The following is a 24,011-nucleotide window of genomic DNA, read 5'->3' as shown; positions in this document are numbered from 1 at the left end:
GAGCCTATCGGCAGCCGGACGTGCGAGGAGGGACCCCGGGTGTGCCGGAGTCCCTCCCCGCGTGTCGGGGTGTCGCCTCAGTAGGTGACGTCCACGAGCATGTTGCGGGTGGTGCCGTCGACGCTCTTGACGGTGGCCTTGACGCCCTCCCCGGCGACCTTCACCGAGTTCTGCGGGTTGGCGGCCGCGTCGTAGTAGGTCGAGACCAGCGTGTCGTCGAAGGTCGCCTGCTGCGGGACGCCGCCCGAGCAGGTCTCCAGCGTGCTGTCGGCCGCCACCTGCTTGTGCAGGCACGTCCGGTCGATGACGTCGAGCCCGAAGGTGGCGTCGAACGGCTCACGCCGGTTGGTCGGGCTCGTGCCGTCGCTGTAGGTGAACGAGTTCGGCGTCGCGTCGACCGGCAGGGCGTACCCGGAACCCGGGTGCACCGAGGTGTTGTTGTCGGCCGCGGTCGGGTCGACGAGCCAGACGAGCATGCCGTCCTGGAACTTGAAGAACTCCACCCAGTTGGGTCGGCTGACCGCCTCGGAGAAGTTGTACGGGCCCTGCGCCAGCGTGGCGTCGTAGCCGACGTACTGCCGGTTCTCGATGAGGTAGTAACGGTTGTCCGACACCGTCTCGGCGCCCGTCGAGCGCTTCCAGCCCTTGACCGCCCATCCGGCGGCCTCGGTCTCGACGTCGTCGGTGAAGGTGGTCCGGTCGGCCTTGATCGCGATGTTGTCGAGGAACGCGCCGGTCTGGTTCACGCCGCCGTCCGTGGCGTAGCGGAACCGGAACTTCGTGGCCTTGCCGGCCGCCTTGTAGCTGAAGCGGAGGCCGCCCCACCGGGTCTTGGTGCCGGTCAGGCCGCGGCCGATCGTGGTCCAGGTGCTGCCGCCGTCGGCGGAGTACTGGGCGTAGAGGAAGTCGTAGCCCTGCTCGATGTCGTACCACGCGTCGGCCGTGACGGTGACGGTGTCGGCCGCCGGAACGTCACGGGTCAGCGTGTTGCGCAGGTCGTCGCCGCGACCGGACCACCACGCGTAGTCGCCGCCGGGGATGTCGACCTGGGCCTGCGTCGTGGTCGCCTCGGGCAGGTTGACCTTGACGGCCTGGTAGGCGCCGTCGACCTGCTTCTCCGACGGGCTGAGGGTGACGCTGCGGGTGCCGGCGCCCTTGTCGACCTCGGTGTACTTGAGCCAGCCGAGGAAGAGCTTCTCCTCCGGGCCGAAGCTGCCGGGGTGGGTGCCGATGCCCTCGTCGGCGCCGCCGTGGCCGAGCCACGAGCCGGACGACATGGTGGTCCAGAACGACGTGCCGTTGTCGCCGCCGTTGGTGTCGTAGAAGTCGGGCAGGCCGAGGTCGTGGCCGTACTCGTGCGCGAAGACGCCGAGGCCGCCGTTCTCGGGCTCGACGGTGTAGTCGCCGATGAAGTAGTTCGTGTCACCGATCCGGACGCCGCCGTTGAGGTTCGGCGTGCCACCGACGGACGGGCCCTCGGAGCCGGCGGTCGTCGGGTAGGCGTACCAGCGGTGCGACCAGATGGCGTCGGGGTCGGCGCCGGCCTCCTCGCCCTCGCCGGCGTGGACGGCCTGGAAGTGGTCGATGTAGCCGTCGGCCTCGTCGAAGTTGCCGTCCTCGTCGAAGTCGTAGCGGTCCCACACGTCGAACTGGGCGAGGTAGGCGTTGAGCTCGGCGGTCGACCTGCCCGACGAGGTCGCCCACGCGTCGGCCGTGTCGTTGATGAAGGACCACGAGCCGCCGTCGTCCTCGACGGCGTTGTCGCCGTACGTCGACGCGTTGCCGGGCACGGTGACCCAGTCCTCGGTGGTCACGTCGACGCTGTAGGCGCCGTTGGACTGGGCGGTGTAGAAGTTCGCCATCGACTCGCCGGGGCCGTTGAACAGGTCGTCGAAGTAGGCCTTGTCGTAGGACGGCTCCCAGGTCGTGGAGTTGTCCTTCGTGCGGTCGGGCCTCGGGATCGTGTCGTGCAGCGGGCCGGGGGTGAGGCCGAGCTTCTTCGAGCCCTGGGTGCCGAACTCCGACAGGATCGTCCAGATCTTGTCGGTGCCGGTCTCGCCGAGCTCGACGAACTCGCCGTCGGCGACCTCGACGACCTGGCTGCCGTCAGCCAGGGAGCGGGCCTTCGCGGAGCCGTTCTCGACCATCGCGCGGGCCTTGGCCTTGAGCCGCGCCTGCTTCCTGATCTGCGGGGACGTGCGGTTGTCGGGCTTGGCGCGGACCTGCTCCGACGACGCCGGGGCGCCGTCGGAGGGGACTGCTGCTGCGGGGAGGGCGGCGAGGCCGAGGGCCAGGCACGCCGTTCCGGCCATCAGGCCGGAGAGGGACTTCTTCTTCACAGGGAGTTCTCCGTGTTCCGAGAGGTGGGGGGATGGTGGTGCATGACCCGTTCGGGCCACCCGAAGGTGGTCACCACGAGTCACCAGCGGGTCACTCCACCCCAAGGGTGGGCCCGGTGGCAAGGAAAATCTTCGGAATACACCCCGGAGGCCGAAGATGCTGCGGCGTCGGCATCCAGCGGCCCGCGTCCGCATCGCGGGACCGGTGAAGGGCCTGTGGGGGCCGCGGGGAACATGGGAGTCGTCGGTGCTGTTGCACCCACACCCGAGTCGAGGAGAAGACGTGTCGTTCCCTGCACTTGTCGAGCCCGCAGCCGAGCTCAGCACCGACGAGGTGCGCCGCTACAGCCGCCACCTGATCATCCCCGACGTGGGGATGGCCGGGCAGAAGAGGTTGAAGAACGCCAAGGTGCTCGTCATCGGCGCCGGCGGGCTGGGCTCGCCCGCCCTTCTCTACCTGGCCGCGGCCGGCGTCGGCACGCTCGGCATCGCGGAGTTCGACGAGGTCGACGAGTCCAACCTCCAGCGCCAGATCATCCACGGCATGTCCGACATCGGCCGCCCCAAGGCCGAGTCCGCCAAGGAGTCGATCGCCGAGGTCAACCCCTACGTCGAGGTCATCGTGCACAACGAGCGCCTCGACAACGACAACGTGCTGCAGGTCTTCGAGGGCTACGACCTCATCGTCGACGGCACCGACAACTTCGCGACCCGCTACATGGTCAACGACGCCGCTTACTTCCTGAAGATCCCCTACGTCTGGGGCTCGATCTACCGCTTCGACGGCCAGGCGTCCGTCTTCGCGCCGACCCTGGCCGACGACGCCCCCTGCTACCGCTGCCTCTACCCCGAGCCGCCGCCGCCGGGCATGGTCCCCAGCTGCGCCGAGGGCGGCGTGCTCGGCGTCCTGTGCGCCAGCATCGGCTCGATCCAGGTCAACGAGGCGATCAAGCTGATCACCGGCATCGGTGACCCGGCCATCGGCAAGCTCGTCATCTACGACGCCCTCGAGCTCGAGTGGCGCAAGCTCAAGGTCCGCAAGGACCCGAGCTGCGCGCTCTGCGGCGAGAACGCGACGGTCACCGGTCTCATCGACTACGACGCCTTCTGCGGCGCCGTCTCCGACGAGGCCGCCGAGGCCGCCGCCGGCTCGACCATCTCGGTCACCCAGCTCGAGACGATGCTCAAGGAGCGCGAGGAGGGCACCCGCGACTTCGAGCTCATCGACGTCCGCGAGCCCAACGAGTTCGAGATCAACCGCATCCCGGGCGCCAAGCTGATCCCGAAGGGCGAGTTCCTCAACGGCAACGCCCTCGGTGACCTGCCCAGCGACAAGCCGATCGTCCTGCACTGCAAGTCGGGCGTCCGGTCCGCCGAGGTGCTCGCGATCGTCAAGGGCGCCGGCTACGCCGACGCCGTGCACGTGGGCGGCGGCGTCGTGGCGTGGGTCAGCCAGGTCGACCCGAGCCAGCCGGCCTACTGACGCGTAACCCCTCCCGGCGGACCTCGTTGGGAGGGGCATGCGTACTCCCACGAAGCTCCTGACCCTCACCGCGGTAGGTCTCGTGGCCGCGGCCGCGACGAGCGCCCCCGCGACCGCTGCCCCGAAGAAGCAGGCCCGCGCCGACTGGGCGCCTGCCGCCTCGGCCGCCATCCACCCGGGCGTGCAGATGTACACCGAGGGCGCCCAGTGCACCGCCAACTTCGTCTACACCGACACCGCCGGCACGACGTACGTCGGCTACGCGGCGCACTGCGCCGGCACCGGCGAGGCCACCGACACCAACGGTTGCGACGCGGGCTCGCTCCCGCTCGGCACGAAGGTCGACTTCGTCGAGGGCGGCTCGCTGGTCTCCGAGGGCACCCGCGTCGGGGGCGGCACGCTCGTCTACTCCTCGTGGCTGGCGATGCAGCGCAACGGCGAGACCGACGAGAACGCCTGCGCCTACAACGACCTCGCCCTGGTGAAGGTGGACGCCGCGGACGCGGGCACGGTCAACCCGTCCGTGCCGTTCTGGGGCGGGCCCGTGGCGGTCAACACCACCGGCACCGCGGCCGGTGACACCGTCCACTCCTACGGCAACTCCAGCCTCCGCGCCGGCATCGAGCTGCTCTCGCCCAAGCAGGGCACGAGCCTCGGCACCGAGGGTGAGGGGTGGTCGCACCCCGTCTACACGGTGACGCCCGGCGTCCCCGGCGACTCGGGCTCGGCGTTCCTCGACGCCGAGGGCAACGCGCTCGGCACGCTGTCGACCCTGGCGCTGGCGCCGCTGGCCGGGTCCAACGGGGTCGGCGACCTCGCCCACGAGCTGGCCTACGCCCAGGCCTCGAGCGGGATCGCCGGCCTCCGGCTGGTGCCCGGGACGGAGCCCTTCAGCCCGATCCTCTGACCTCACCCGAGGCGCCTGCCCCCACCGGGCGCCCTCGCATGGCGCGACCCCGTCACCTAGGGTCGCGCCATGCGTGCGTTCGGGGAGTGGCCGCCGGGCCTGCGCGCCGTCGTGGCCGTCGCCGCCACGACCCTGTTCATGGTGCTGGTCGCCTGGGCCACACTGCTCGGCCCGGACGAGGTGTTCACCGGTCCGGGGCCGGCGCCGGCCACGACCACCACGGCGGAGACGTGCATCCCGCTGCCCGTGACCACGGCCGAGGACGGCTCGACCACCGTCGAGCTCCCGGACGACTTCACCGAGCGCAACTACTGCGAGGGCCCGGCCGGCTTCGGCGGCGACGGGCCGGGCGGGGCCGTCGAGCAGGCGCCGCCGCTGTGGGTGGGGGTGCTCACCGGCCTCCTTCTCGCCGCGGCAGCAGCGGGTGGCCTCGCGGTCCTGGCGTGGCTCGCTGCCCTCGTCCTGCGGGAGGTCCGGGCGCGCCGCCTGCGCGAGGAGGAGCGGACCGCGGTCGGGTTCACCGTGCCGGACGAGCCGGCCCGGGTGGCGCAGCAGGTGGCCGCCGACGCCGGGGAGCAGGAGACATTGCTGCGCGAGGGAGACCCGCGCAACGCCATCGTCGCCGCGTGGCACCACTTCGAGGTCCAGGGCGAGCGAGCGGGGGTGGCCCGGCGGGCCTCGGAGACGTCGTCGGAGTACGGCCTGCGCATCCTCGACCTCGCCGCGGCCGACAACGGCTCGGTCAACCGACTCGCCGAGCTCTACCGGGAGGCCCGGTTCTCCGACCACCCGGTCACCGAGGAGCACCGCGAGCGCGCGCTCGTGGCCCTCGCCGACGTCCGGCGCAGCCTGGGGGTGGGGGCATGATCCGCGTCCCCGACCGCTGGCGCGGGCGTGCGGGGGGCGGCGTCGTCCTCGCCGGTGCCGGTTTCGCCGTCGCGACGTGGTTGGACATGGAGCCCCAGCCCCTGCCGTACGTCGTGTGGTCGGTGGTCGTGCTGACGACGGCGTACCTCCTCATCGACATCGCCGACGCCCCCCCAGCGGAGTGGCGACAGGGGCCGCCGCCGACGGACCGGGTCGACGAGGCCTCCTCCGACCTCCGGGTGCTCTCCAGCCACGTGCAGTCCGACCAGCCGTCCGACGCCGTGGCCCACCGGCTCGTGGCGCTCGCCCGCGCTCGCGATCCCGACCTCGGCGAGACCATCCGGCGCGAGCTCGCCGACACCCGCCGGCTCGCGCCGGCCGACATCGACCGCATCCTGACCCGAATCGAGGACGTCCCGTGAGCGACGCCGACCACCGCAGCACCGAGCACCAAGACCCCGCAGCGTCCGCAGAGTCCTTGGAGCCCGCGCAGGTCGCCGGGTTCGCCGAGCGCGTCCTCGACGAGGTGGGCCGCGCCGTCGTGGGGAAGCGCGAGGTGCTGTCGCTGGTGCTGGCCGGCATCCTGGCGAAGGGGCACGTGCTGCTCGAGGACTTCCCGGGCCTGGGCAAGACGCTGGCGGCGCGCTCCTTCGCGGGTGCCCTGGGCCTGGAGTTCTCCCGCGCGCAGTTCACCCCGGACCTGCTGCCGGCCGACCTCACGGGTTCCTACGTTTACGACCAGCGCCGGGCGGAGTTCGACTTCCGTCCGGGGCCGGTGTTCGCCGGGCTGCTGCTCGCCGACGAGGTCAACCGGACCCCGCCGAAGACGCAGGCAGCGCTCCTCGAGGCGATGCAGGAGGGCCAGGTCACGGTCGAGGGGAAGACCCACCCGCTGCCGAGCCCGTTCCACGTCCTGGCCACGGCCAACCCCGTCGAGTACGAGGGCACCTACCCGCTGCCCGAGGCGCAGCTGGACCGCTTCCTGCTGCGCGTCGCCTTCGGGTACCCCTCCGCCGGCGAGGAGCACGACGTCCTCCGGCGCCGCCTCGACCGGCAGCGCGAGGAGGTCGACATCGCCCAGGTCACCGATGCCGCCGGGCTGGCCGCCGCGCAGGCCGCGGTCGAGCGGGTGGTCGTGGACGAGTCCGTGGCGCGCTACTGCGTGGACCTCGTCGCTGCGACGCGTTCCCACCCCGACGTCCTCACCGGCGCCTCGCCGCGCGGCAGCCTCGGCCTGGTGCTGACCGCACGGGCGTGGGCGGCGATCCGCGGCCGTGACTTCGTCGTCCCCGAGGACGTCAAGGTCGTCTCCCGCGCAGTGCTGGCGCACCGGATCACGGTCAAGCCGGACCTCTGGATGACAGAGGCGTCCGGCTCGCGGGTCGTCGACTCCGTCCTGGCCTCGGTCGAGACGCCGCGCACGCTGGAAGCGCACAGGGGCGGCCGCCTGTGACCTCCTGGCGGCCGACTACAGCGCTCGTGCGCGCCTGCCTGCTCGGGCTCGGCGGCGTGAGCCTCGGGATCGTGCTCGGCCAGGAGGTGCTGGCGGTGCTGTGCGCGCCGTTCGTGGTCCTCGCCGCGACCGGGCTCGTCGGCCGCCCGCGCCGGAACCCGCAGGTCGCCACCCGGCTCGACCACCGCCGCCTGCACGAGGGGCAGGGCGCGACGTCCCGCCTCGACGTCGACGACCTCGCCGGGGTCGAGCACGTCACCCGGGTCGCCGCCCGCGCGGCCCATGTCGCCACCTCGCCGACGTACGGCACGGTCGGCTCCCTCGTCGACGAGGGACTGCCGACCATCGGCTTCAGCCCGCGTCGTTGGGGTCGCCGCGCCGTGGGCGCCGAGCGAGTCGCGCTCACCAGCACGTGGGCCGGCTGGCGGTGGGGTCCGGTGCACCTCCCCGAGAGCGGCCTTGTCGTGCTGCCCAGGAGGGCGCCGTACGACACCCGGGCCGAGGTGCCGCAGCCCGACGGCCTCGTCGGCCGGCACCGCTCGCGGCGGGTGGGCAGCGGCACGGAGTTCGAGGGCATCCGGCCCTTCGCCACCGGCGACCGCCTGAAGCGGATCAACTGGCCGGTCTCGTTGCGGACCGGGGAGCTGCACGTCGTCACCACGCGCGCCGAGCAGGACGCCGGGGTCTGGCTCCTCGTCGACGCCTTGCGCGACATCGGCGTCTCGGGCGGGATCGACGGCCGCGCCAGCACGCTCGACCTCACCGTGCGCGCGGCCGCGGCCCTGGCCGAGCACCACGTCCGCACCGGTGACCGGGTCGGGCTGCTCGTGGTCGCCGCCAACGGCGCGCGGGTGCCGCTCGGATCGGGGCCGCGCCACCTGCAGCGGCTGCTCGGCACGCTCGCCCGGATCCGCACCGATGCGCGCAGCACCCCACCGGAGCGCCTCGACCTCGGCACGCAGTCCGGGAGCGTGGTTCACGTCCTGTCGCCGATGCTGTTCACGCCGCTGGTCACCGCGACGGCCAGCCTCCAGCGCGGCGGGACGTCGGTCGTCGTCGTCGACACCCTCGGGGACGCCCTGACCGAGCCTGAGGGCGCGGACCGGCTCGCCCTGCCGAGCCTCGCCATGCGGATGCAGAAGATCGAGCGCGACGACCGGCTACGACGCCTGGCCGCCCTCGGTGCCCCCGTGGTGCCGTGGCGCGGACCGGGCACCCTCGACACCGTCCTCCACCAGCTGTCGCGTCGCGCGCAGGTGCCGCGGGTGCGTGCGTGATGCCCCTCCTGCGTCCCGGTGTGACCCCACCGGTCGTCGTGCTGCGCGCGATGCTCCTCGTGCTGCCGTGCGCCGCACTGGCGCTCGCGCTGCCACAGGTGCCGCACGGCCTGGTGGTCGCCGGGGTCGTGCTCTCGGCGGCGTCCTGGGCGTGGCTGCCCGACCACGCCGTCGGCGTGGTGCCGCTCGCCCTCGTCGCCGGCTGGTGGGCGGTCCACGACGTCGTCGACTGGCGGCTGCTCGTCGTCGGCGTGCTGCTCGCCGCTGCGCACGTCGCCGCCACCCTGGCGTCGTACGGCCCCGCGACGCTCCCGATCGACCCGCGCCTGGCGCGGCTGTGGCTCGCTCGTGGCGGGCTGGCGCTGGTCCCGCTCCCGGTCACCTGGCTGGCCGTCCGTGGCCTCGACCCGCGACTCGCCCCGTCGTGGCTGTGGCTCCTCGCCGGGGTGACAGCAGTCGGCCTGCTGGTCGTCACCGCTCGCCTGATCCGGCCGGAGGAGCGATGACGACCGAGGAGGAGCGCGAGCTCTACGCCGAGCTGGTGCTGCAGTGCGCCGAGTCGGTCCCGCGCGGTCGCGCGACGACGTACGGCGCCATCGCCGACGTCGTCGGTGAGCGGCTCGGGCGGGGCGGTCCGCGGCTGGTCGGGTCGGTGCTGGCCGCCCACGGAGGCGGCGTGCCGTGGTGGCGGGTGGTCCGCGCGGACGGCTCCCTGCCGCCCTCGCACGGCGAGGAGGCGCGGCAGGCCTACCTCGAGGAGGCCACCCCGTTGCGGCCGAGCGGGGCCGTGGATCTGACACGGGCGTTCTGGTCGCCGCGGCTCGGGGCAGAATGACTGCCATGCTCTACACGGTCGCGCACGGAGTCATCCCCCCGCTCGCCCGTGCCGTGTGGCGCCCCGTGGTCGAGGGGCTGCACCACGTGCCCGCCACCGGACCCGTCATCGTGGCGAGCAACCACCTGTCCTTCTTCGACAGCGTCGTCATCCCGGTCGTGGTCCCGCGCAAGGTCGTCTTCCTCGCCAAGTCCGACTACTTCACCGGCACCGGGGTGAAGGGCACGCTGGTCCGCGCGTGGTTCGAGGGACTCGGCATGCTGCCGGTCGACCGGGACGACACCAAGGCGGCGATCGCCAGCCTCGACACCGCGCTCGAGGTGCTGCGGCGCGGGGAGGCGTTCGGCATCTACCCCGAGGGCACCCGCTCGCGCGACGGTCGGCTCTACCGCGGTCGTACGGGCGTGGCGCACCTCGCCCTCACCGCCGGCTGCCCCGTCCTGCCGGTCGGGCTGGTGGGGACCGAGGAGATCCAGCCGGTCGGCGCCAACCGCCCGCGGCTGGGCAAGGTCGACGTCACCGTGCGGGTCGGCGAGCCGATCACCGTCGCGGACGAGTACGACGGCGTGCCGAGCGGCCGGGCGCGTCGCGACCTGACAGACCGGATCATGGGCGCCATCGGCGGCCTCACCGGGCAGGAGCCGGCCGGCGTCTACAACGAGCGGCCCGCGTCCCCGGCCTGATCCACCGGGTCGCCCTCGTGGGCGGTGTGCCAGCCACATTCGTGTGCCGTGGAAGGTGGCTCAGGCACCGCTCCAGGGCGTGTCGTCCGTCGGCACGCCGGTGGGCGGTGTGCCAGCCACGTTCCTGTGCCGCGGAAGGTGGCTCAGGCACCGCTCAGGCGGAGGGGACCCGCGCAGCGAGCGCGGCGAGCGCCTTCGGGAAGATCTCCGCGGGCGGGGTGACGAGCCCGGCGCCCACCTGGCCCACGCCGGCGACCTTGCCGGCCATGCCGGTGTTGATCTGCGGCAGGATCGCGGTGCGGCACACCTTGGAGACGTCGATGCCGGTGGGCGTGCCCATGAACTCCAGGACGGGCACCGACCAGCGGGGGTTCTCCGCGAGCGTGATCTCGTGCATCCGTCGGGTGGTGGCCAGCGCGTCGGGCACGGTGCCGCCGACCAGGCGGACGATCGCCGGGGCGGTCGCCATCGCGAAGCCCCCGATGCCGGCGGTCTCGGTGATCGCGGAGTCGCCGATGTCGGCGTTGGCGTCGTCGGGGCCGTAGTCGCCGAGGAAGAGGCCTTCGGCCACCTGGGCCGGACCGGTGAACCACTCGTCGCCGGTGCCGGAGACCTGGACGCCGAAGTCGGTGCCGTTGCGCGCCATGGCCACGACCATGGTCGAGCCCGGCACGTCGCGGCCGGCGTCGAGCGCGAGCTTGCACGCGGGCATCGCGAGGTTGAGGAAGAAGTGGTCGTTGCCGCCGACGAAGCGCAGCACGTCCGCGACGTCCTTGCTGTCGAACCCGGCGTCGGACCCGCTGCTGACCATTGCGGGGGAGAGGTCGCGCAGCAGCATCAGCGTGCCGGCGCGGTTGCGGTTGTGCGCCTCGTCGCCCATCTGCAGCATCTGGGTGAGGATGCCGGTGACGTCGGTCGCCTCCTCGGTGCCGCGGACGGCGGCCTGCAGCAGGGGGCCGAGCACGTCGCCCATCCAGCGCAGCCGGGTGAGCACCTCGGACGAGTAGGCGCCGTAGCGCAGCACCTTGCCGAGCCCCTCGTTGAGGGAGCAGTACGTCCGGCGCCCGGTCGCGCGGTCCTCGAGGACCCACATCCACATGGACGGCGTCACGACGCCGGCCATCGGGCCGACGGCGCTGCGGTGGTGGCACGGCTCGAGACTGACCGAGCTGCCGGACTCGAAGAGCGCGACGGCGTCCTCGGGGTCGTCGACGAGGCCCTCGAGGGCGGCGCCGCCCATCAGCGCGCCGCGCAGGGGGCCGGACGTCCGTGCCCACTCGATCGGCGGGCCCGCGTGGAGGAACTGGCCCTTCTCGAGGCCGAGCACCTCGGAGGCGGGCGCGACGTCGACGAGGTGGGCCGTCACGCCGAGCATCGCCTCGACGGCACGACGGTTGGCGTCGGGGCGGCGGGGATCAGTGGCGACCGCGGCGAGGTCGGCCTCGGTGCCCGGCATCGGCGGACGCCAGTCGACGCGCTCGACGTCGACGGCCTGACCCGCCACGGAGTCGGCGAACATGTCCGCCCCGACGGTGACGACGGTGGGCTGGCTCATCGGGCCGCTCCTTCGATCAGCTGGATGGCGCGGCGGGTGGCGCTCGCGTTGGAGAGGTGGACCTCGGCGCCGGCGGCGACGAGGGCGTCGCGCTGGGCGTCGAGGCCCTGCGGGTCCAGGTCGGTGCCGACCAGGCTGACGACCACCGGGACCTGACGGTCCCGGCGGGCCGCCGCGATCGCCGGGGCGAGGAGGGCGGCCGGGTCGGGCTCGGCGCCGTGGCCGAGGACGAGGTCGAGCAGGATGACGCCGGTCGCGGGGTCGGCGGCGGCCCTGGCCAGCTGCTCGTTGCGCAGGGTGGGGTCGATCATGGGGTGCGCGCGTCCCTGGGTGAGCTCGTCGTCACCGAAGTCGACCATCGTGTGGTCGTCGACGAGCAGGTCGTCCCCCAGCGCGAGGTCGTCGGAGAGCGGGATGTTGCTGCGGACCGGGCCGAGGGCCGCGGACGCCATCAGCATCGACTCGTCGCAGAGCGTGCCGCCGACGAACAGTCCGCGCAGCAGCGGCCCGGTCGCGGGCCCGGTGTTGTCGGCGCCGTGGACCGGCCACTCCGGCGGGGTGTGGCCGAGCCGCTCCAGCACGGCCTCGGCGACCGCGGTGAGGTCGCGCTGGCCGCGGCCGAGCAGGCCCAGCTCCACGGGCGTGCCCAGCGCGCCGGTCTCCTTCGTGAGTGCCTCCGCGACCTCCGGCGCCGGGGGCTTGGACACCACCACGACGAGGTCGACGTCCGGGTCGGCGTCGAGCCGGCGCAGGGCCTCCCGGGTGGCGAGCCCGCCGACGGCCGACGACAGGTCGCGACCGCCGACGCCGAGCGCGTGGCGCACCCCGACCCCCTCGGCGGTCTCGCCGGCGTGGTGGAGGAGGGCGAGCAGCTGCTGGCAGCCGGTGCCGGAGGCGGCGACGATGCCGATCCGTCCGGGACGGACCGCGTTGGCGAAGCCGAGCCCGACGCCGTCGACGACGGCGGTGCCGCAGTCCGGTCCCATGACCAGCCTGCCGCGCGAGGCGGCGTACCGCTTGAGGGCGACCTCCTCGGACACCGGCACGTTGTCGCTGAAGACCATCACGTCGCGGCCCGCCTCGAGCGCGTCCATCGCCTCGACGGTGGCGCTGGCGCCGGGCACCGAGACGAGTGTGATCGCGTCGGGAGCCGAGCGCCGCAGCGCGCTCCCGGTGGTGCGCGGCGGGGCGATCGTGGTGTCGCCGCCCGTCGGGCGGGTGGGCGTGAGCGCCGCGTCGACCGCGGCGAGGGCCGCGGGCACGTCGGCGTCGGCGTCGAGGCGGAGGGCGACGACCATGTCGTTGGGGGAGGAGCCGGGGATGTCGAAGCCCATCCCCTCGAGCACCTCGAGGTTGAGGCCGGTCGCCATCGCGACCTGCGCGGCCACGACGCCGGGGGTGGCCTGCACGGCCCGGCTCACCTGCAGCAGCGTCACCGAGTCGGCGTACGCACCGCTGCGGAGCTCGACGTGGTCCTTGGTCGGCGTGGTCATGCAACCCTCCGGGATGTGGTGTGGTCCTCGATCGATGCCAGGGCGAGCCCGGCGCCGGCGAGGAGGCCGGCGCCCGAGGTGGCGCCGACGGCCAGCAGCGCGTCGGCCGTCGGGTCAGTGGGGTCGGCGAGCCAGTCGGCGAACTGGGGCAGCGCCTCGCCGCGGATCGCGCAGTCGAGCAGCGTGGCGGACAGCAGCGTCGTGGTGTGGAGGCGATCTCGTACGGCCGCGGCCAGCACGTCGTCGGGCCGGCCCAGGGCGGCGCGGGCGGTGAACCACCCGGCCAGCACGTCGTCGCCGAGCGGCGTCAGGCCCGGCCCGCGGCCGACGAGGCGGTCGAGGTGGGTCGAGGTGAGGTGGCCGTCGGCGGGGAGGTCGAGGCCGTCGAGCGCGGACGTCATGGCGTCCGGTCGTCGAGGCGACCACTCCTCATGACGTCCCACGCGGGGGGCGCGCGGGTCGACGAGGCGGGTGATCCGGACCGGCCGGTCACCGACCACCAGCAGGCCGTCGCGCACCTGGGCGACCGGGTGGAGGACGGCGAGGTCGGGCAGCGTCGACCAGAGCGCGCACGGCACACGGGTCGCCCTCGCCGACACGAGGCCGAGGCACCAGCCGTCGAGGTCGACGTACAGGGCGGTGCTGCTCGCGTGGACGACCCGGCGAGGGCCGTCGGAGGCTCCTCGGAGCCGATCGTGCACCCGCAGCGGTGCCGCGACGGGGATCGGTCCGGACATCACTCCCCAGACGCTAACGGCTCGTGCGACACTCGCGAATGTGAGAACTTGTCGGACCAAGGGGTGAATGTGCACCAAGACTTGATAAGCGACCCGGAGGCCGTCGCCGCGCTGGAGCGTGCCGACGCACTCCACACCGCCCTCACCCACATCGTGCTGGAGGGCGGCGACCTGGCCGCGATCGCGGAGGCGGTCGGCAACGCGTTGGGCTGCGGCGTCGTCTTCACCTCCACCGACGGCCGCGAGCGCGCCGCGCACCTCGACGATGTGCAGCGGGCCGCGCTGGCGGACGCCGAGCTGCTCGACCCGACCGGTCGCGTACGCGTCGAGCGGATCGATCCCGAGGGCACGGCCGCGGGCAAGGGGGAGGCGTTGGTACGCCGCGTGGTCGCGGCCGGCGTCGACCTCGCGCGGCTGGTGGCGCTCCGCCCCGACGGCAAGATCCACTCCTCCGACGTGCAGGCGCTCGAGCGGGCCGCGATCGTGGCGGCGCTGCTGGTGACGCGCGTGGAGGCGATCACGGCGGTGGAGAACAAGTACCGCGGCGACTTCCTGCGCGACGTGTTCCTCGACCGGGCCGGCGAGGACGAGTACGTCGCCGAGCACGCGCAGGCGTTCGGCTGGCACCTCGACCGCCCGGTGATGGTCGTGGTCGCGGTGCTCGACCCCGACGCGATCGCCTCCCTCGCTCCCGACCCGGAGGACCGGCGGGCCTGGCAGGACCGCTTCGCCCACGCGTGGCGGCAGGTCTCGGCGACGGTCGACCCCACGATCGCGTCGGTCGCGTTCAGCCGCGAGGTGGTGACCCTGGTGCCCGTCGACCCGGCCGACCCCACCGACGCGCACGTCGTCGTGGACCGGATCATCGCCGCCGTGCGTGGTGACCGCGGCGGCGGCCGGATCGCCTTCTCGGCCGGCGTCAGCCGCGTCTCCCACGGGCTCGGCGAGCTGCCCGAGGCGTTCCGCCAGGCGCAGCGCGCCGTCGAGATCGGTCGCCGGGTGCACGGCGGGGGATCGGTGACCCGCTTCGACCAGCTCGGCCTCCACCGGCTGCTCGCCCTCGTCCCCGACAGCGCCGAGCTGACGTCGTTCGCCGCCGACGTCCTCGGCCCGCTCGCCGAGCGCACGCCCGAGGCCGCGGACCTCCGCGAGACGCTCCAGGTGCTGCTCGACACCAACTTCAACGTGGCCGAGGCGGCCCGCGCCCAGTTCTTCCACTACAACACGATGCGCTACCGCGTCGGCAAGCTGCAGCGGATCCTCGGTCCCGTCGCCACCGACCCCCACCTGCGTCTCGACGTCGCCGTGGCGCTCCGGGCGCTGGAGATCGTGGGCTAGGCGGGTTCAGAGCACCTTCTCGTAGAACACCCGGACGAAGCCCTCGTCGCCCCCCCGGTGCGTCTCGACGTATCCGATGCGCTCGTAGAGTGCCTGGTTCTCGACCATCGTCACGTGGGTGAAGAGCCGGATCCGGGAGTGGCCCGACTCGACGGCACGCGACTCGGCGAGCTCGAGCAGGGCGCGCCCGACGCCTCGCCCGTGGTGCGAGGGGAGGACGCCGACGTTCTCGAGCAGCATGGCGTCGGCCTCGTCGACCAGCACCAGGAAGCCGACGACGGACGAGTCGTCGAGGGCCACCCACGACTCCGCCTCAGCGACGGCAGCGTCGTAGTCCATGTCCATCGGGTAGGGGCGACGGCCCATCCGCGGCACGTAGCCGGCGTACGCCGCCTGCGCGATGGCATGCATCGTCGTGGCGTCTGACCGCGTGGCGCGGCGCAGCGACGTCATCGGCGTACGCCGAACCACTGCTCGGCGCAGAACTCCTCGAACCGCGCGAGCTCGGTGAACCCGAGCCGGTCCGCCAGCACCCGCGACCTCGTGTTGCCGACCTGGGTGCACAGCACGACGGGCTCGCCGAGACGCTCGTCGGACGTCTGGAGGAGCGCCGCGCACGCCTCGGTGGCGTACCCGTGCCCCCACGCGTGCACCGGGAGGACGTAGCTGAGCTCCAGGACGCCTTCGGGACCAAGACCGTCGACGGACGACCCGCCCGGGCGGTCCGACTCGCGCCGGCTGAGCCCGATCCAGCCGAGGAACCGGCCGTCGCGCTCCATCACGTACTGCGCGGGCCGGGCCGCCGGCACCGCGGGGAGGGTGGCCTCGAGCGTCGCGCGGTCCTGGCCACCGCCGAGGTGGAGGTTGACGACGGGGTCCGAGCCGAGGTCGAGGAACTCCTGGCGGTCGCGGACCTCGGGCGCGCGCAGGAGCAGCCGCTCGGTGCGGACCGATCCGGCCGGCCAGGCGTCGACGGTGAGAGGCAGGCCCATGCACGAAGGGTAGACAGCCGGCCGACCCGCCCGAGAACTTGTCAGCGACTCCGGCGTTCCTTCGGCAGATGTCGCCAGTGAGGGTGTGAGATGGACCGCACTAGTTTGTGGCTTCTCGGGTAACCACCCCGTCGAATCTGGAGGCCTGCACATGTCGATGTTCAAGTGGGAAGTAGTCGATCCCGCACCGGGGCAAGCCGTGCTGCCGATGCAGCGCCTGCCGTGGGGCAAGACGATCGGTCTCGGTGCCCAGCACGTGGTCGCCATGTTCGGCGCCACCTTCGTCTTCCCCCTGGTCATGGGGCTCGACGCCAACCTCGCCATCATGTTCTCGGGCATCTGCACCATCCTGTTCCTGCTGATCGTGCAGAACCGGGTGCCCAGCTACCTCGGCACCAGCGCGTCGTTCGTGGCCTCGGTCGCGGCGATCCGCGCGCTCGACGAGGGCAACGACTCGTCGTACGTCACCGGCGCGATCCTGGTCGGCGGCCTCGTCCTCGCCGCCGTCGGTGTGCTCGTGCACTTCGCCGGCGCCCAGCTGATCCACCGGATCCTGCCGCCGGCGGTCACCGGTGCGGTCGTCATGCTGATCGGCTTCAACCTCGCTCCCGTCGTCGCCGGGATCTACTGGCCCCAGGACCAGTGGATCGCCCTGCTGACGGCGGCCTTCATGGTCTTCGCGGCCGTGGTGCTCCCCGGCTTCTGGTCGCGCATCGCGGTCCTCCTCGCCCTGATCTTCGGCTACCTGCTGTCCTGGCTCGCCGACCTCGTCCTCGGTCCCATCACCTCCGTCCTCGGCGGCGCCACCGAGGCGACCGAGCACGACCGCGTCTCGTGGGCGGCGGTCGAGGCCGCCAACTGGATCGGCCTGCCGAGCGGCACCCTCGCCGACGGCGTCTCGGTCGTCCACGGTCCGTCGTTCTCGCTCACCGCGATCCTGCTCGTCCTGCCCGGCGTCATCGCGCTCGTCGCGGAGAACACCGGCCATGTCAAGGCCGTCGCCGAGATGACCGGCGAGGACCTCGACCCCTACATGGGCCGTGCGATCGGTGCCGACGGCATCGCGACCGCCCTCTCCAGCGCGTTCGGTGGCTCCCCGACCACGACGTACGCCGAGAACATCGGCGTCATGGGCGCGACCCGGGTCTACTCCTCGGCCGCCTACTACGTCGCCGCGCTCGTCGCCATCCTGCTCGGCCTGTGCCCGAAGTTCGGCGCGGTCGTCAACGCGACGCCCGGCGGCGTCCTGGGCGGCATCACGGTTGTCCTGTACGGGATGATCGGACTGGTGGGGGCGAAGATCTGGGTCGAGAACAGGATCGACTTCGGCAACCCCGTCAACATGGTCGGCCTCGCCGCGGGCATCATCGCCGGCATCGGCGGCGTGACGCTCACCTTCGGCGACGACTTCGAGCTCGGCGGCATCGCCCTCGGCACGATCCTGGTCATCGTCTTCTTCCACATGGTCAAGGGCCGCGGCAGCGACAGCTCCGGCGCCGTCACCCGCAACCTCAGCCACCCCGACTACGACGAGGGCGTCGACGACGCGGCCTCCGGAGGCACGCACAAGCGATGAAGCCCGCACCCTTCGCCTACCTGCGACCCGCCACCCTCGAGGAAGCCCTCGCGGCGCTCGCGGGGGAGCAGGGGGCGAAGGTGCTGGCCGGCGGTCAGTCGCTCGTCCCGCTGCTCAACATGCGGCTGGCCGCTCCGTCGATGCTCATCGACATCAACGCCCTGCCCGACCTCGGCCACGTCCGCGTGGCCGAGGACGGGGTCAGGGTGGGGGCCCTGGCCCGGCACGCCGAGGTGCTCGGCTCGGCCGAGGCCGAGCAGGCCCAGCCGCTGCTGGCCATGGCGCTGCGCCACGTCGCCCACCCGACGATCCGCAACCGCGGCACCACCGTCGGCTCGATCGTGCACGCCGACGCCGCGGCCGAGGTGCCCATGGTGCTGCGGCTGCTGGAGGGATCGGTGGACGTCGCGTCGGTGCGCGGTCGTCGTACGATCCCGGCAGCGGAGCTGTTCGCCGGCCCGCTCGAGTCGACCCTCGCCCACGACGAGATCGCGGTCGAGGCGTTCTTCCCGGCCCTCGCGCCCGGTGCCGGCGTCGCCTTCCAGGAGATCGCCCGGCGCCACGGCGACTACGCCCTCGTCGGCGTCGCCGCGCACGTCGAGACGGACGGCGAGGCCGTCACCCGCGCCCGGGTGGGCTTCGTGTCGGTGAGCGACGTCCCCGTCGTCGTCGACGTCACCGACGCGGTCCAGGACCCGGCGGGCGACCCCGCCGCCACGGCCCTGGCCGAGCTCGACCCCGCCGAGGACATCCATGCCACCGCCGCCTACCGGACCCACCTCGTGAAGGTGCTGGCGCCGCGCGTCCTGGCGGCCGCGACCGACCACGCCCGCTCGCGGGCAGGAGAGGCGATCCACCCGTGACCACCGAACAGCTCCACGACGTACGCCTGCACGTCAACGGATCAGTCCACGAGGTGCAGGTGCCGGCCCGGCGGCTGCTGTCCGACGCGCTGCGCCACGACTGCGGGCTGACCGGCACGCACGTCGGATGCGAGCACGGCGTGTGCGGCGCCTGCACGGTGCTGGTCGACGGCACTCCGATGCGCTCGTGCCTGATGCTCGCCGTCTCCGCCGTCGACGCCGAGATCACCACGGTCGAGGGACTGACCGAGGACGACGGGACCGCCCAGGGTCGGTTGAGCCCGGTGCAGCAGGCGTTCTCCGACTGCCACGGCCTGCAGTGCGGCTTCTGCACGCCGGGCTTCCTCACCACCATCACGGCCGGCCTGCGCGAGACGCCCGACCCGACCGAGGACGAGGCCCGGGAGATGATCGCCGGCAACCTCTGCCGCTGCACCGGCTACCAGAACATCGTGAAGTCGGTGCTCCGCGCCAGCGAGATCGTGGCCGAGCGCGAGCGGGGTGAGGCATGACCACCAAGATGTTCGGCGCCAAGGTGGCGCGCGTCGAGGACCAGCGCTTCCTGCGCGGGCAGGGCCGCTACGTCGACGACCTGCTCACCGACGACCCGCGCCTGCTGCACTCCGCGGTGCTGCGCTCGCCGCACGCCCACGCGCGGATCGTCGACATCGACGTCTCCGACGTGCTCGACCTCGAGGGCGTCATCGCCGTCTGGACGTGGGACGACCTCACCGGTCCGATGGCCGAACCGCTGCCGCTGCTCATCCCGCACCCGACCCTGACCCACGGCCGCACCCAGTACGCGCTGGCCAGGGACGAGGTCAACTACGTCGGCGAGGCGATCGCCTTCGTCGTCGCCGTCGACCGCTACGTCGCCGAGGACGCCGTGTCCCGGATCCGCGTCGACTACGAGTTCCTCAAGCCCGTCGTCGGCATCGCGGCTGCCCGCGCGGCGGCGAACGCCGTGCACGACGACGTGCCCGACAACGTCGGCGCCCGGATGGAGCAGGAGAACGGCGACGCCCGTGCGGCCATCGCCACGGCGCCCCACACGCTGACCCTCGACCTCGACGTCGAGCGCTCCGCCTGTACGCCGATGGAGGGGCGCGGCACGGTGGCCCGGTGGGACCCCGACACGTCCCGCCTGACGGTGTGGTCCTCGACCCAGACGTCGACCGGCGTGCGCGGCTGCGTGGCCGCCAAGCTCGGCCTCGACCTCGCCAAGGTCGACGTGGTCACCCCCGACGTCGGCGGCGGCTTCGGCGTGAAGATCAACCACCCGTGGCCCGAGGAGCTCCTCGTCCCGCTGGCGGCCATGACGCTCGGGCGGCCCGTGAAGTTCACCGAGGACCGGCGCGAGCACTTCATCTCCTCGGCGCACGAGCGCGCCCAGCAGCACCACGTCGAGGTCGGCTTCGACGACGACGGCCGGGTGCTGGGGCTCAACGTCGAGTTCTGGCACGACCACGGCGCCTACACGCCCTACGGCCTCATCGTCCCGATCATCACCTCGACCCAGCTGCTCGGCCCCTACAAGCCGGCCAACTACCGCGTGGTCTTCGAGTCGCTCTACACCAACACCGTCATCGTCACGCCCTACCGCGGTGCCGGCCGGCCACAGGGCTGCTTCGTCATGGAGCGCACGATGGACGCGATCTCGGCCTACCTCGGCAAGGACCGCACCGAGGTGCGGGCGACCAACTTCATCCAGCCCGACGAGTTCCCCTACGAGCACGGCCTGGTCTTCCAGGACGGTCGCGAGCTGACCTACGACTCGGGCGACTACCCGGCCTCGCTGGTCAAGCTCAAGGAGCTCGTGGGCTGGGACGAGTTCGAGGACTTCCGCGCCGAGATGGCCGCCCAGGGACGCAAGGTCGGCATCGGCCTCGCCTGCTACGTCGAGGGCACCGGCGTCGGCCCCTACGAGGGCGCCCACGTGCACATCGAGACTTCCGGCAAGGTCAAGGTCGCGACCGGCCTCACCACGCAGGGCCAGGGCCACCAGACGGCGTTCGCCCAGATCGTCGCCGACACCCTCGGGGTGCGGTTCGAGGATGTCGAGATCACGACCGGCGACACCCGCAAGATGCCCTACGCGGTGGGCACGTTCGCCTCTCGGGCGGCCGTGATGAGCGGCTCGGCCATCCACCTCGCCGCGCTGCGCGCGAAGGAGAAGGCGCTGCGGATCGCAGCGGAGGCGCTGGAGGCGTCCGAGGACGACCTCGAGATCGCCGACGGGGTCGTGTCGGTGCGCGGCACCGACGCGTCTGCTGGGACTCGGATCGACCTCGGCACCGTCGCGGTCCTGTCCAACCCGCTGCGCTACGCCTTCGACGAGGCGTCCAAGGCCGCCACCCAGTTCTCCGTCGGCGACCCCGGCAAGCCGCCGGTGGCCGAGGACGACGAACCGGGCCTGGAGGGCAAGGACTTCTACTCCCCGCCGCGCTCGACCTTCGCCAACGGCATGCACGCCGTGATCGTGGAGACCGACCCCGACACCGCGGAGATCAAGATCCTCAAGTACGCCGTCGTGCACGACTGCGGCAACCTCATCAACCCGATGATCGTGGAGGGCCAGATCCACGGCGGGGTCGCGCAGGGCGTCGGCGGCGCGCTCTACGAGCGGATGGCGTACGACGAGTCGGGCCAGCTGCTCAACGCCTCGTTCATGGACTTCCTGATGCCCTACGCCACCGAGGTCCCGACGAGCATCGACATCGACCACCTCGAGACGCCGTCGCCGCTCAACCCGCTCGGCATCAAGGGCGCGGGCGAGGCGGGCGTCATCCCGTCGGCCGCCGTCTTCGCCGCCGCCATCGAGGACGCCGAGGGGTTCCCGATCATGTCGATGCCCATCTCGCCGTCCGAGCTCTTCGAGCTGCGCCTCGCGCACGCCGACGAACCCCACCCCCTGACTGAGGAGTCCGCATGAAGATCGCCGGAGAGGCCACCCTGGTCGCCCCCGTGGAGCAGGTGTGGGACGCGCTGCTCGACCCCACCGTGCTGGTCCGCACCATCCCCGGCTGCGAGCGGCTCGAGGAGACCGCGGACAACACCTACGACATGACCGTCACCGCCGGGGTCGCGAGCATCCGCGGCACCTACGCCGGCACGTGCAAGCTCAGCGACCTGACACCGCACAAGTCGCTGAAGATGAACCTGCAGGGTGCCGGCGCCCCCGGCACCGTCGGAGCCGACGTGGCCGTCCGCTTCGAGGGCAACCCCGACGGCACCACCACGCTCTTCTACGACGCCGACGCGGTCGTCGGCGGCATGGTCGGCGGCGTCGGCCAGCGGATGCTGACCTCGGTCTCGCGACGGATGGCCGCGGAGTTCTTCGGCAACGTCGAGAAGGCGATCGCGGGCGGACCGGCCGAGGCGGGTCTCGTGACAGGCGCGAGCGTGCCTTCCTCGACCAGCGGTGCTGACGCACCGGCCGGTGGTGGGCAGGTCTTCACCGCTCCTGCCAAGCCGTCGTCCCTCGCAGGTGCCGGCTCCCAGCAGGACTTCCTCCTCGGTGTGGCCGTCGGCGCGGGCCTCGTCGCGCTCGGCGTGCTCCTGGGACGTCGCCGGTGACCGGTCTGACGGTCGACTCCACCGCACGCGCCCAGGCCGCCGCCGTACGGTCCGGGGAGATCTCGGCGACCGAGCTCCTCGAGCTGCACCTCGACCGGATCGAGGAGCGCAACCCCGAGCTCAACGCGATCGTCTCCCTCGACGCCGAGCGCGCCCGTGCCTGGGCGGCCGTCGCCGACCAGGCGCAGGCCTCGGGCGAGGAGGTGGGTCCGCTGCACGGGCTGCCCTTCGCGGTGAAGGACACCCACGCGCTGAAGGGGTGGCGCACGACCTACGGCTCGCCGATCTTCGCCGACGCCGTCGCCGACCACGACGACCTTCTCGTCGAGCGGGTCCGCAGCGCGGGCGCGGTGTTCGTCGGCAAGACCAACGTGCCGGAGTTCGCGGCCGGGTCCCACACGTTCAACACCGTCTTCGGCGTCACCCGCAACCCGGTCGACCCGTCGCGATCCGCGGGCGGGTCGAGCGGGGGAGCGGCGTGCGCGCTCGCGTCCGGGATGGTGCCGCTGGCCGACGGCTCCGACATGGGCGGCTCCCTGCGCAACCCGGCGTCGTTCTGCGGCGTCGTGGGCATGCGGCCCTCGCTCGGCCGGGTGCCGGAGTGGCCGCTCTACAACCAGTGGGAGAGCACGTCCGTCGGCGGTCCGATGGCCCGCAACGTCGGCGACCTCGCCCTGCTGCTGTCGGTGCTCGCCGGTCCCGACCCACGGGCGCCGCTCGCGCTGGGTGATCCCGGTGCGTCGTTCGCCCCGCCGCTCGCGTCCGCACGCCTTGCCGGGCTGCGGGTGGCGTGCTCGGTGGACCTCGGCGGCTCTCTGGTGGTGGACCACGAGGTCGCGGACGTCGTACGTGCGACCGCGGCGCGGCTCTCCGACGCGGGAGCGTCGGTGGCCGAGGCCCACCCCGACCTGTCCCTGGCCGACGACACCTTCCGCACGCTGCGCGCCTGGCACTTCCAGGCCAAGCTCGGGCGGCTGCTCGCCGAGCACCCCACCTCGTTCAAGGCGTCGCTGGAGGCCAACATCCGCGCCGGGGAGCCGCTGACCGGCGCCGACGTGGCCCGCGCCTACACGCAGCGCACCTCGCTGTCGGAGACCATGCGGATCTTCTTCGGCGGGCACGACGTGCTGCTGCTGCCGACCTCGCAGGTGCCGCCGTTCCCGGTCGAGCAGGAGTTCCCCGAGACGATCAACGGGCAGCAGATGCCCGACTACCTCGCTTGGATGCGCTCGGCCTACTTCATCACCGTCACCGGCTGCCCGGCGATCTCCGTGCCCGCCGGGCGCACCGCCGACGGCCTTCCCGTCGGCGTCCAGCTGGTCGCCCGGCACGGAGCCGACCGTCAGCTGCTCGAGGTCGCCGCTGCGGTCGAGGAGCTGCTCGCCGACTGACCCGCGAGGGCCAGCACGGCGCGCTGGTTGACCAGCGACCGTGACGGGGCCGGACGGAGCTCGCCGCGGCCCTCGAGCAGGCCGTCGGACAGGAAGAGCTCGATGCCGACGCGAGCCAGCACGGCCTCCGACGCGAGGTTGCCGGACTCGACGCTCGCCTCGATCCACGTGATGCCGCGGGACCGGGCGACCGTCGTGACGGCGTCGACCAGCGCGGAGGCGATGCCCCGGCCCTGCTGGGCGTCGACCACCTCGAAGGCCAGCTCCGCGGCGTCGGGGGCCGTCGTCACGTAGCGGCAGATGCCCACAGGCACCCCGTCGACGAGCGCCACCCAGGCGACGTGCCGCTGGCCGTCGACGTCGGCGAGGGCGCGGCGGTGACCGCTCGGGAGCCGCGGCATCGGGACGAGGAACCGCTGTCTGCGCGACCGCGTGGACAACCCCTCGAACACCGTCTCCAGGACGGCGACCTCACCGCCGACGAGCGGGCGGAGCAGGACGGACCCGCCGTCACGGAGCCGGACGTGGACGTGGACGTGGACCGGGTGGACCGCCCGCCCGCCCGCTGCGCCGGTGGTGGGCGCCGCGGTGGGCGTGGCGGTGCGGGGGGCGGCCATGGTGGTGCTGCAGGTCATGAGGTGTCTCC

General features: G+C 72.8%; 23 protein-coding genes. 16 read left to right on the top strand and 7 right to left on the bottom strand.

Annotated elements, in window-relative coordinates; translation table 11 throughout:
* Window positions 1–77 precede the first annotated feature (77 nt).
* The gene (locus tag JOD65_RS19420; protein ID WP_204811295.1) at window positions 78–2,339 is read right to left on the bottom strand and encodes an immune inhibitor A domain-containing protein; all 2,262 of its coding nucleotides are present in this window, start codon (window positions 2,337–2,339) and stop codon (window positions 78–80) included.
* A gap of 283 nt (window positions 2,340–2,622) precedes the next feature.
* Here JOD65_RS19420 and moeZ point away from each other — a divergent pair, with 283 nt between their 5' ends.
* The 9 genes from moeZ (at window position 2,623) to JOD65_RS19375 (ending at window position 9,844) form a co-directional block, all read left to right on the top strand.
* Entirely contained in the window at window positions 2,623–3,822 is a 1,200-nt protein-coding gene (gene moeZ, locus JOD65_RS19415; protein ID WP_191194968.1) for an adenylyltransferase/sulfurtransferase MoeZ, read from the top strand.
* Window positions 3,823–3,859: 37 nt separating this feature from the next.
* Window positions 3,860–4,729 carry a hypothetical protein gene (locus tag JOD65_RS19410; RefSeq protein ID WP_191194969.1) on the top strand — a complete coding sequence of 290 codons (870 nt, stop codon included), beginning with the start codon at window positions 3,860–3,862 and terminating at the stop codon, window positions 4,727–4,729.
* A gap of 69 nt (window positions 4,730–4,798) precedes the next feature.
* Window positions 4,799–5,596 (top strand): DUF4129 domain-containing protein, encoded by a 798-nt coding sequence (locus JOD65_RS19405; protein WP_191194970.1) that lies wholly within the window; start codon window positions 4,799–4,801, stop codon window positions 5,594–5,596.
* Window positions 5,593–6,018, top strand: coding sequence for a hypothetical protein (locus JOD65_RS19400; RefSeq protein WP_191194971.1), 426 nt, complete (start codon window positions 5,593–5,595; stop codon window positions 6,016–6,018). Before JOD65_RS19405 ends, JOD65_RS19400 begins: the two co-directional genes overlap by 4 nt.
* Window positions 6,015–7,049 (top strand): AAA family ATPase, encoded by a 1,035-nt coding sequence (locus JOD65_RS19395; RefSeq protein ID WP_204811293.1) that lies wholly within the window; start codon window positions 6,015–6,017, stop codon window positions 7,047–7,049. The genes JOD65_RS19400 and JOD65_RS19395 overlap by 4 nt, the downstream gene beginning before the upstream one ends.
* Window positions 7,046–8,326 carry a DUF58 domain-containing protein gene (locus JOD65_RS24120; protein ID WP_191194972.1) on the top strand — a complete coding sequence of 427 codons (1,281 nt, stop codon included), beginning with the start codon at window positions 7,046–7,048 and terminating at the stop codon, window positions 8,324–8,326. The genes JOD65_RS19395 and JOD65_RS24120 overlap by 4 nt, the downstream gene beginning before the upstream one ends.
* Window positions 8,323–8,832 carry a hypothetical protein gene (locus JOD65_RS19385; RefSeq protein ID WP_191194973.1) on the top strand — a complete coding sequence of 170 codons (510 nt, stop codon included), beginning with the start codon at window positions 8,323–8,325 and terminating at the stop codon, window positions 8,830–8,832. The genes JOD65_RS24120 and JOD65_RS19385 overlap by 4 nt, the downstream gene beginning before the upstream one ends.
* Window positions 8,829–9,161: an MGMT family protein gene (locus JOD65_RS19380; protein ID WP_191194974.1), complete on the top strand. Its 333-nt coding sequence runs from the start codon at window positions 8,829–8,831 to the stop codon at window positions 9,159–9,161. The genes JOD65_RS19385 and JOD65_RS19380 overlap by 4 nt, the downstream gene beginning before the upstream one ends.
* Before the next feature lie 5 nt (window positions 9,162–9,166).
* On the top strand, window positions 9,167–9,844 hold the full coding sequence (locus JOD65_RS19375) for a lysophospholipid acyltransferase family protein (protein ID WP_191194975.1): 678 nt from the start codon (window positions 9,167–9,169) through the stop codon (window positions 9,842–9,844).
* 154 nt (window positions 9,845–9,998) lie between these two features.
* Here the strand turns inward: JOD65_RS19375 and JOD65_RS19370 are convergent, their stop codons facing one another.
* Genes JOD65_RS19370 through JOD65_RS19360 form a run of 3 tightly spaced genes read right to left on the bottom strand, consistent with a single transcriptional unit; the run spans window position 9,999 to window position 13,629 of the window.
* Window positions 9,999–11,399, bottom strand: coding sequence for a YlbE family protein (locus JOD65_RS19370; RefSeq protein WP_191194976.1), 1,401 nt, complete (start codon window positions 11,397–11,399; stop codon window positions 9,999–10,001).
* Window positions 11,396–12,892: an AllF/FdrA family protein gene (locus JOD65_RS19365; RefSeq protein ID WP_191194977.1), complete on the bottom strand. Its 1,497-nt coding sequence runs from the start codon at window positions 12,890–12,892 to the stop codon at window positions 11,396–11,398. Before JOD65_RS19365 ends, JOD65_RS19370 begins: the two co-directional genes overlap by 4 nt.
* Window positions 12,889–13,629 carry an oxamate carbamoyltransferase subunit AllH family protein gene (locus tag JOD65_RS19360; RefSeq protein WP_191194978.1) on the bottom strand — a complete coding sequence of 247 codons (741 nt, stop codon included), beginning with the start codon at window positions 13,627–13,629 and terminating at the stop codon, window positions 12,889–12,891. Before JOD65_RS19360 ends, JOD65_RS19365 begins: the two co-directional genes overlap by 4 nt.
* A gap of 69 nt (window positions 13,630–13,698) precedes the next feature.
* Here JOD65_RS19360 and JOD65_RS23835 point away from each other — a divergent pair, with 69 nt between their 5' ends.
* Entirely contained in the window at window positions 13,699–14,967 is a 1,269-nt protein-coding gene (locus JOD65_RS23835) for a PucR family transcriptional regulator (protein ID WP_191194979.1), read from the top strand.
* Between the two features lie 6 nt (window positions 14,968–14,973).
* Here JOD65_RS23835 and JOD65_RS19350 read toward each other — a convergent pair whose 3' ends face one another.
* Together JOD65_RS19350 and JOD65_RS19345 are read right to left on the bottom strand one after the other, a co-directional pair.
* Window positions 14,974–15,420 carry a GNAT family N-acetyltransferase gene (locus JOD65_RS19350; RefSeq protein ID WP_191194980.1) on the bottom strand — a complete coding sequence of 149 codons (447 nt, stop codon included), beginning with the start codon at window positions 15,418–15,420 and terminating at the stop codon, window positions 14,974–14,976.
* Window positions 15,417–15,959, bottom strand: coding sequence for a GNAT family N-acetyltransferase (locus tag JOD65_RS19345; RefSeq protein WP_191194981.1), 543 nt, complete (start codon window positions 15,957–15,959; stop codon window positions 15,417–15,419). Before JOD65_RS19345 ends, JOD65_RS19350 begins: the two co-directional genes overlap by 4 nt.
* 151 nt (window positions 15,960–16,110) lie before the next feature.
* Here JOD65_RS19345 and JOD65_RS19340 point away from each other — a divergent pair, with 151 nt between their 5' ends.
* From JOD65_RS19340 to JOD65_RS19315, 6 genes are read left to right on the top strand one after another with little or no spacing between them, the layout of a single operon-like run.
* Entirely contained in the window at window positions 16,111–17,535 is a 1,425-nt protein-coding gene (locus JOD65_RS19340) for a uracil-xanthine permease family protein (protein WP_204811291.1), read from the top strand.
* The gene (locus JOD65_RS19335) at window positions 17,532–18,398 is read left to right on the top strand and encodes an FAD binding domain-containing protein (protein WP_191194982.1); all 867 of its coding nucleotides are present in this window, start codon (window positions 17,532–17,534) and stop codon (window positions 18,396–18,398) included. The genes JOD65_RS19340 and JOD65_RS19335 overlap by 4 nt, the downstream gene beginning before the upstream one ends.
* Window positions 18,395–18,910: a (2Fe-2S)-binding protein gene (locus tag JOD65_RS19330; RefSeq protein WP_191194983.1), complete on the top strand. Its 516-nt coding sequence runs from the start codon at window positions 18,395–18,397 to the stop codon at window positions 18,908–18,910. Before JOD65_RS19335 ends, JOD65_RS19330 begins: the two co-directional genes overlap by 4 nt.
* Window positions 18,907–21,330 carry an aerobic carbon-monoxide dehydrogenase large subunit gene (gene cutA, locus JOD65_RS19325; protein ID WP_191194984.1) on the top strand — a complete coding sequence of 808 codons (2,424 nt, stop codon included), beginning with the start codon at window positions 18,907–18,909 and terminating at the stop codon, window positions 21,328–21,330. Before JOD65_RS19330 ends, cutA begins: the two co-directional genes overlap by 4 nt.
* Window positions 21,327–21,974, top strand: coding sequence for an SRPBCC family protein (locus JOD65_RS19320; RefSeq protein ID WP_191194985.1), 648 nt, complete (start codon window positions 21,327–21,329; stop codon window positions 21,972–21,974). The genes cutA and JOD65_RS19320 overlap by 4 nt, the downstream gene beginning before the upstream one ends.
* Window positions 21,971–23,365, top strand: a complete 1,395-nt coding sequence (locus tag JOD65_RS19315; protein ID WP_191194986.1) for an amidase — start codon at window positions 21,971–21,973, stop codon at window positions 23,363–23,365. The genes JOD65_RS19320 and JOD65_RS19315 overlap by 4 nt, the downstream gene beginning before the upstream one ends.
* On the opposite strand, the gene JOD65_RS19310 is transcribed toward JOD65_RS19315, so the two are convergent.
* Window positions 23,317–24,000, bottom strand: a complete 684-nt coding sequence (locus JOD65_RS19310) for a GNAT family N-acetyltransferase (RefSeq protein ID WP_191194987.1) — start codon at window positions 23,998–24,000, stop codon at window positions 23,317–23,319. The two genes, JOD65_RS19315 and JOD65_RS19310, sit on opposite strands and share 49 nt — an antisense overlap.
* Window positions 24,001–24,011: the final 11 nt, after the last annotated feature.

The organism is Nocardioides cavernae, from assembly GCF_016907475.1.
Taxonomy (GTDB): Bacteria; Actinomycetota; Actinomycetes; order Propionibacteriales; family Nocardioidaceae; genus Nocardioides; species Nocardioides cavernae.
The sequence above is the reverse complement of the archived record's forward strand: the minus strand, read 5'-3'. Positions and strand labels throughout refer to the sequence as shown.

Coding starts and splice junctions, on each gene's coding strand:
- JOD65_RS19365 (WP_191194977.1), bottom strand. CDS start 12,892: ATGACCACGCCGACCAAGGACCACGTCGAGCTCCGCAGCGGTGCGTAC.
- JOD65_RS19405 (WP_191194970.1), top strand. CDS start 4,799: ATGCGTGCGTTCGGGGAGTGGCCGCCGGGCCTGCGCGCCGTCGTGGCC.
- JOD65_RS19370 (WP_191194976.1), bottom strand. CDS start 11,399: ATGAGCCAGCCCACCGTCGTCACCGTCGGGGCGGACATGTTCGCCGAC.
- JOD65_RS19350 (WP_191194980.1), bottom strand. CDS start 15,420: ATGACGTCGCTGCGCCGCGCCACGCGGTCAGACGCCACGACGATGCAT.
- JOD65_RS19345 (WP_191194981.1), bottom strand. CDS start 15,959: ATGGGCCTGCCTCTCACCGTCGACGCCTGGCCGGCCGGATCGGTCCGC.
- JOD65_RS19400 (WP_191194971.1), top strand. CDS start 5,593: ATGATCCGCGTCCCCGACCGCTGGCGCGGGCGTGCGGGGGGCGGCGTC.
- JOD65_RS19410 (WP_191194969.1), top strand. CDS start 3,860: ATGCGTACTCCCACGAAGCTCCTGACCCTCACCGCGGTAGGTCTCGTG.
- JOD65_RS19335 (WP_191194982.1), top strand. CDS start 17,532: ATGAAGCCCGCACCCTTCGCCTACCTGCGACCCGCCACCCTCGAGGAA.
- cutA (WP_191194984.1), top strand. CDS start 18,907: ATGACCACCAAGATGTTCGGCGCCAAGGTGGCGCGCGTCGAGGACCAG.
- JOD65_RS19310 (WP_191194987.1), bottom strand. CDS start 24,000: ATGACCTGCAGCACCACCATGGCCGCCCCCCGCACCGCCACGCCCACC.
- JOD65_RS19320 (WP_191194985.1), top strand. CDS start 21,327: ATGAAGATCGCCGGAGAGGCCACCCTGGTCGCCCCCGTGGAGCAGGTG.
- JOD65_RS19380 (WP_191194974.1), top strand. CDS start 8,829: ATGACGACCGAGGAGGAGCGCGAGCTCTACGCCGAGCTGGTGCTGCAG.
- JOD65_RS19340 (WP_204811291.1), top strand. CDS start 16,111: ATGTCGATGTTCAAGTGGGAAGTAGTCGATCCCGCACCGGGGCAAGCC.
- JOD65_RS19375 (WP_191194975.1), top strand. CDS start 9,167: ATGCTCTACACGGTCGCGCACGGAGTCATCCCCCCGCTCGCCCGTGCC.
- JOD65_RS19360 (WP_191194978.1), bottom strand. CDS start 13,629: ATGTCCGGACCGATCCCCGTCGCGGCACCGCTGCGGGTGCACGATCGG.